This window comes from Mycobacterium persicum (assembly GCF_002086675.1).
GTDB classification, from domain to species: domain Bacteria; phylum Actinomycetota; class Actinomycetes; order Mycobacteriales; family Mycobacteriaceae; genus Mycobacterium; species Mycobacterium persicum.
In genome coordinates this window covers 1-6,462 of the sequence record NZ_MVIF01000165.1, presented here as the reverse complement: position 1 = coordinate 6,462, position 6,462 = coordinate 1, and the positions used below count along the sequence as shown (strand labels likewise).

Below are 6,462 nucleotides of genomic sequence, written 5' to 3'. Positions count from 1 at the left end.
GCCATTGCCGAACAGCAGCCCACCGGCGCCGCCATTGCCCCCGGGTCCGCCAATGTTGGCGGCGAGTCCACCTGGCCCGCCGGCCCCGCCATGGCCGAACAACAGCCCGCCATTTCCACCATTGCCGCCGGCCCCGCTGCGCTGGCCGGATCCACCCACCCCGCCGCGTCCACCACTGCCGATCAGTCCGGCGGAGCCCCCGTTTCCGCCGGGCAAGCCACTCGTCCTCCCGTTGACGGTGACTGTTCCGCCGGACCCGCCGTTGCCGCCGTTGCCGATCAAGAGCCCGCCGTCGCCGCCGTTCTGACCGGTGCCCGGCGCGCCGTCGGCACCATTGCCGATCAGCGGGCGGCCCAACAACGCCATGGTGGGCGCGTTGATCGCATTAAGCAGCTGGTGCCCGGCGCTGGTGATATCGGTGGCCGCATAGGCGCTCGCGCTGGCCTGCAGGGTGCGCACAAACTGGTCGTGAAATGCCGCCGCCTCGGCGCTGAGAGCCTGGTATGTCGCGGCGTGGTCACCGAACAACGCGGCCAGCGCCGTCGACACCTCATCGACTGCGGGCGCCAGCACCGACAACGTCGGTCCCGCGGCCGCGGCATTGGCCTGGGCGAGGGCAGAGCCGACCCTCGACAGATCACCGGCTGCGGCAGCCACCACCTCCGGTGCGGCGATGACAAACGACATGGGTCCTCCTAGCGCCTAGCTTCGCTGCCGGCATTGCCCGCGCGCGGGCGCCGGCTGCTGGCCCTAGGGTGCCTGGAGGGTGTGCGGCAGGCCTTGACGAATCATGAAATGCGCTTGTGCGGGCCGTTTGGCCTGGTCAGTGCATCATGCGGGGGGAGTGACGAACCGTTGCAGGCTCGACCGAGCCCGAGCCACCATCGCGGCGCTGTCGCTGACTGAGTCGCGGTGTGCCTCGAATCGATTCGCGCCCAAGCGGTCGATGAGGGCCTCCAATTGTTCGTCTCGCAACGGCGACGGCATGCCCGCCTTGACAAACGCGCAGTGGAGGAAGGCGGCGTCGTCGTCGGCGCCCAAGCGGACCAGCAACCGGGTGATGTACCGCAGCGCCGCCCCTTGCTCGAACCAGTCGCCGACGCGGTCCCAGTGGTCGAGCACCTCAATGAACATCCGCGCCGCCTCGACGGGATCACCGTGTACGGCGCGCGTTGCCGCGGCCGACATCAATGCGGTGCCGCTGTGCCAGAAGTTCTGCACCGCCGCAGCCAGCTGCGCCGCCTGGTCGAACAGGGCCGTCGCGCGGACCGGCTCCGATCTCTTGAGCAGGTAACCCAGGGCAAAGTAGGCCATCGACCGTGCTGTCGGGTTGCCGGTGCTGTCGGCGAGCGTCACCGCCTCCTCAGCGGCCGGCAGGCCGTAGTCCGGTTTGCCCAGCGCGCCCGAACAGATCGCAATCTCATACAGCGTCCACACCAGCCGGATCGGGTCGGCATCCCCGCGGGCGCGGGTCACCTCGCCTTCCCAGTAATCGAGGGCCCACTGCGAATCGCCCTCAAAGAAGATGACGTCGGCCAGCACGTCTGCCGGGTAGGCCACCCGTGCCGTACCGGGGCCGGGCACCCGGCCCTGCGCGAGCTCCGCCAGCGACCGCGCGTGGGCATAGTCGCCGCGGGCCCAGGCGCCGCGTGCCGCCACCCCGACAGCCGTGGCGAACAACGGATGCTCGGGGTGGGTCACCGTGATCAGGCGTTCGGCCCATTCGGCCATTTCGTAGCCAATGCGTAGTCCAAGGAGCTCGGGTAATGCCGCGACCAGACGAAGGGCAAGGTCGGTGGCGCTGTCGGCCATCGCGCGTTCGAACGCGGCGCGAAGGTTGTCGTAGTCCGGCATCATCCGCTCGACCCACTCTTGCTCCTGGCTATCGTGCAATCCGGTTGCGGCCCGCTCGGCCAGTTCGGTGTAGTAGGTCGCATGCCGGGCCGCATATGTATCGGTGAGTCCGGCTTCGCGCAGGTGCTCGCGGCCAAAGGCCCGAAGGGTTTCCAGGATGCCGTAGCGAGTCCGGTCGGTGACGCTGCGCACCACCACCATCGACTTGTCGACCAGACCGGCGAGCAGGTCTAGGGTGTCCTCTGCGACGTCGCCGTCGGAGCCGCACACGCCGTGCGCGGCATCCAGGTCGAAGCTCCCGGCGAAGACGGAGAGCCGCACAAACAGCGCTTGTTCAGCCTGGGTGAGCAGTTGATACGACCAGTCGATCGCGGCGGCCATGCTTTGCTGGCGCGGCAGGCTGCCCCGCGCGCCGCCGCGCAACACACCAAGGGTGTCGAGACGGCGGATGACGTCGGTACTGCTCATCATCCGCATGCGGGCCGCCGCCAGCTCCACTGCCAGCGGTAGGCAATCCACCATCCGGCAGATCTCCGCGACCGCGCCTTCAGGCTGATCTTGGAGATGAAAATCCGGCCGGCCCGCTCGGGCTCTATCGGCAAACAAGTGGGTGGCATCGTCGACCGTCAGCGGTGGGACGACCACAATCCGCTCGCCATCGATCGCAAGTGGTTGGCGGCTGGTCGCCAGCACCGCCACTTTCGGGCAGTGCTGGATGATCCGCGCCAGCAGATTGGCGACCGCTTCCACGACATGCTCGCAGTTGTCGGCGACCAGAAGCACCTCGCGGGCGCGCAGGTATTCGATCACCGAGTCTTCGATGCCCAACCCCTGCTGTTGCTGCAGATGCAAGGCTGTCGCAATGGTGTGGCTGACCGCTGCGCCATGCTCCAGCGGGGCCAGTTCGCAGATGGCTACACCTTCGCTGAAACGGCCCTGCTCACGCCGCGCGACCTCCAGCGCAAGCCGGGTCTTACCGACGCCGCCGACTCCGGTCAACGTCACCAGGGGACCTTCGGCCATCGACTCGATCACGCGCGCCACTTCGTGTTTGTGGCCGACGAAGCTTGTCGCTCGGCGCAGCAGCGCCGAATGCGGCCGATCCGGCACCACCAGGTGCGGCGTCGGCGCGCGGCCCGGCGGCTGCTCGTCGCCGGTAAGAATTTGCTGGTGCACCTGGTCCAGCGAGGCGCCGGGGTCGACGCCGAGTTCGTCGGCAAGTCGCTGCCGCATCTGCCGGTAGGTGTCCAGCGCATCCGCCTGTCGGCCGCTGCGGTACTGGGCCAGCATCAGCTGTCCGGCCAGGCGTTCATCGAGCGGGTGAGCGGCGTGCGCCGCGGTGAGTTCCACCAGCACCTCGCTGTGGCGTCCGACGCGAAGTGCGACGTCGTTGCGGTCCAACACCACCGACAGCCGCTCGCCCAACAGAGTGCTGCGCAGGTTGTTGATCCATGGTGTGTCCAGCGCGGGAAACGGCTCGCCACGCCAGCCGCCCAGGGCGCGTTCGAACAGGTCTGCGGCTTGCAGCGGATCTTGGCAGCCCCGCGCTTGACGCACCACATGCCGGAACCGATGCAGGTCCACCGACAGTGCGTCGGTGCTCAGCACATATCCGCCCGGCTCCCGGGCAAGCGCTACGCCCGGGGTATCCGAAAACAGGTTCCGCAGTCGAGATACATACCCGGCCAACGAGTTTCGAGCGTGGTGCGGCGGGTGATCCGACCACACGTGATCAACCAAATGGTCCACCGCAATCGGGTGGTTGACGTCGACCAGCAACGCGACCAGTACGCACCGCTGGCGCGCGTGACCGATGTCGAGCCGCTGCCCGTCGACGTGCACCGCGACGTCGCCGAGCAAACAGAACTCGACTGACATTCAGTGCACCTTCTCCCCACGCCGCGCGCAGCTGCGCCGGGCAACATCAGGGGCGAACGCCGGCAACTCCCGGTGACCTCAAGGCGAAGTCGAAGAGCCCGCGAAACACCTGGACTTGAGCGGCAATGTACACCCAGCAGGTCGGTGACGCCGACGAATTGACCAGGCCGTTAGGAGACTGAATTCGCCGAACTACTGAATCCGGCGGTGCTGCGTCGCAGTCACGCCTGCGGCGCTTGGGCGCCCTCGAGCGCGACGGCCCGCGCTAACCGTGCGTAGCGCAACTCCAGGTCCTTGAACCGCATATAGGTGCTCAGGGTGGTGAAACTGAACGCCATGATCAGCGCGTAGAGCATCAGGTCGGTGCCGCGGCGCACCCCGAACCAGTGTGCGACCACCGTCGTGTCGTCCGGCCGCAGCACCGCGTAGACGCCGCCCAGCACGAACAACACGTAGCCCACCTTGACCCACGCCCGCGAGCGCGCGCTGCGGCGCGACCGCAGCAGGTACACCAGCAGGACGACGATCGACCCGATCAGCAACACCTGGATCCAGTTCAACGCCGTATCCTTCCTCGCAAGAACCCGTCGAAAATGATGTTGACGCCGTTGAGCAGCGGCTGGCCCTTGGACTTCGAATACTCGGTGTAGAGCACCTCGACGGGCTCTTCGGCTACCCGCCAATGGTTTTCGGCGATCAGCATGACGAATTCCGTGGCGTGGCTCATGCCGCTCATGGTGAAGTTCAGGCCGTCGGCCACCGTCTTGTTGAACACCCGCAGCCCGTTGTTGGTGTCGGTCAGGCCCAGTCGCCGTCCTCGTCGGCTCAACCGCGCCGCGGTCTGCAGCACGAGTCGCTTCAGCAGCGGTGGACGGTTGGTCACGGAGCCGCCGAAGCGCGTCCCGATCACCACGTCCACGTCACCGGCGGACAGCCGGTCGATCATGGCGGCCACGTCCTTGACGCGGTGCTGGCCGTCGGCGTCGAACGTGGCGAACACCTGAGCACCGGGCTGGCTGCGGGCGTACTCGACGCCGGTCTGGATGGCTGCGCCCTGGCCCAGGTTGACCGGATGGCGTACCAGATGGGCCCCGGCCCTCAGGGCGATGTCGCCGGTGCCGTCGGTGCTGCCGTCGTCGACGCAGACGACGTGGTCGAAGACGGACCGCACGTCGGCAATCACGTCGCCGATCACAGCGGCTTCGTTGAAGGCGGGGATGACGATCCAGACGTCGGGGTAATGCGAGGTCATTTAAGTCCACAAGTTACACGTTGGGTCTGCACTGATCATCGGCTACGCGCCAGCGCCGCCAGATGAACACCGATGCCTATCAGTGGGCCACACAACAACGCGACGACCGTGCGGGTCTCCAGCGGCACCGGTAACAACAGCATCAAGCCGGAGGCCACCGTCGCGCCGACCCAGCCCAGCGAATACGCCCGGTGCAGCGCGGCCGCCACCGCCGCGGCACCGGTGATCGTCAGCATGGCGATCGCCACCGCGGCGGCCGTCAGCCAGGCCAGCAGCGCGCCGCTGGCCTGGTATTGCGCCCCGAACAGGGCGCGCAGCAGCCAGGGGCCTACCACGCCGGCCGCCAGCACCCCGATCGCGCCGACGCCGCCGATCACCGCGGCCGGAGCCAGCAGCGCGCGAATCCGGTGAGTGCTTTCGTCGACGAAATGGGCGATGAGATTTCCCTGCATGGCCGTCAGCGGCACCAGCAGCGGGGCTCGCGTCAAGGTCACCGCCAGGATGACGACGCCGCCCCGGGCGCCCAGCTCGTCGGAGGTCAGCTTCAGCAGCACCGGAAAACCCATCACCAGGATCGCGCTGGCACCTGCCGCGGTGATCGAATGAGCCGCGCCCCGCAGGAACGTGGCGATGCTGCCGGGTGTCAGCAAACGTGCGGTCACCCGCGTGGCGGGCGACGCCGCCAGCATTATCAGCCAGGCCACCGAGCCGGCCACGGTGGCCCACAGGAAGCCGACCAGACCCCATCCAAGAACGAACGTGCCCGCGGCCACCGCAACCCGGATGACCGCGTCGGTCACCATCAACGCCCCGTATTGGGTCCACCGGTTCATCCCGGCGAGCATGCCCATCAGCGTGGCGTGCAGGCAGAATCCGGCCAGCCCGACGCTGAGCAGTCCTACCGACAGCCACCGCGCCTCGACGAACATCCGCGCGCTCCACAGCGGCGCGCTCCCGGCGATCACGACGGCTGCGGCGACGCCGACCAGTGCGGCGGCCCGCAGCGGATGAATACGACCGCCGTCCGGCAATACGTCCAGGTAGTGCATCGACCGGACTTCCCGGGTGGTTTCTTGCAGCAATCCGAAGGCTGCCCCGGTGACCAGCCCGAAAGCGCCCCAGAACACCCCGAAGACCGAGAAGCCGTCTGGCGCGAGATTGCGGGCGGCCAAGTAGATCACCGCGTAGCCGCACAGCCCGGTGACGGCGGTGGCGATGCCGACCCGCGCCACGCTGCCGCGGGTGATCGGCCCGCCGGGTGCGGGGGCCGTGCCCGGGGTACCGCTGACGTCGGTCACCGTGGCCGCATTAACGGCCAACCGACCCGATGCGTGCCACGTTCGCACATATTAGGCGGGCCGGGCGCCGGCATTCGTGAGGCTGGTTAGGCCTGGTTAGGCCCAATACCGTTCAGTTAAGACTACATGGGTGTAGTTTGTAGGGTATGCCTCGTGCGGGTTGGCGCAAGCCTGAGTCGG

5 protein-coding genes are annotated in these 6,462 nt (G+C 67.8%); all 5 read right to left on the bottom strand.

The genetic code is table 11. The features are described 5' to 3' along the window. Positions 1 to 687 (bottom strand): PE family protein (locus BST40_RS26950; protein ID WP_083156360.1); only part of this gene is annotated, 687 nt, incomplete at its 3' end. Between the two features lie 144 nt (positions 688 to 831). After that, a complete protein-coding gene (locus BST40_RS26945) occupies positions 832 to 3,732 on the bottom strand; it encodes an ATP-binding protein (protein ID WP_083156357.1) in 2,901 nt (966 codons plus the stop codon). Between the two features lie 221 nt (positions 3,733 to 3,953). Continuing rightward, entirely contained in the window at positions 3,954 to 4,292 is a 339-nt protein-coding gene (locus BST40_RS26940; RefSeq protein ID WP_023368557.1) for a DUF2304 domain-containing protein, read from the bottom strand. Next, positions 4,289 to 4,984: a glycosyltransferase family 2 protein gene (locus BST40_RS26935; protein ID WP_075548949.1), complete on the bottom strand. Its 696-nt coding sequence runs from the start codon at positions 4,982 to 4,984 to the stop codon at positions 4,289 to 4,291. Before BST40_RS26935 ends, BST40_RS26940 begins: the two co-directional genes overlap by 4 nt. Positions 4,985 to 5,019: 35 nt before the next feature. Continuing rightward, complete coding sequence (locus tag BST40_RS26930) at positions 5,020 to 6,303, bottom strand: hypothetical protein (RefSeq protein WP_089025324.1); 1,284 nt, start codon at positions 6,301 to 6,303, stop codon at positions 5,020 to 5,022. Positions 6,304 to 6,462: the final 159 nt, after the last annotated feature.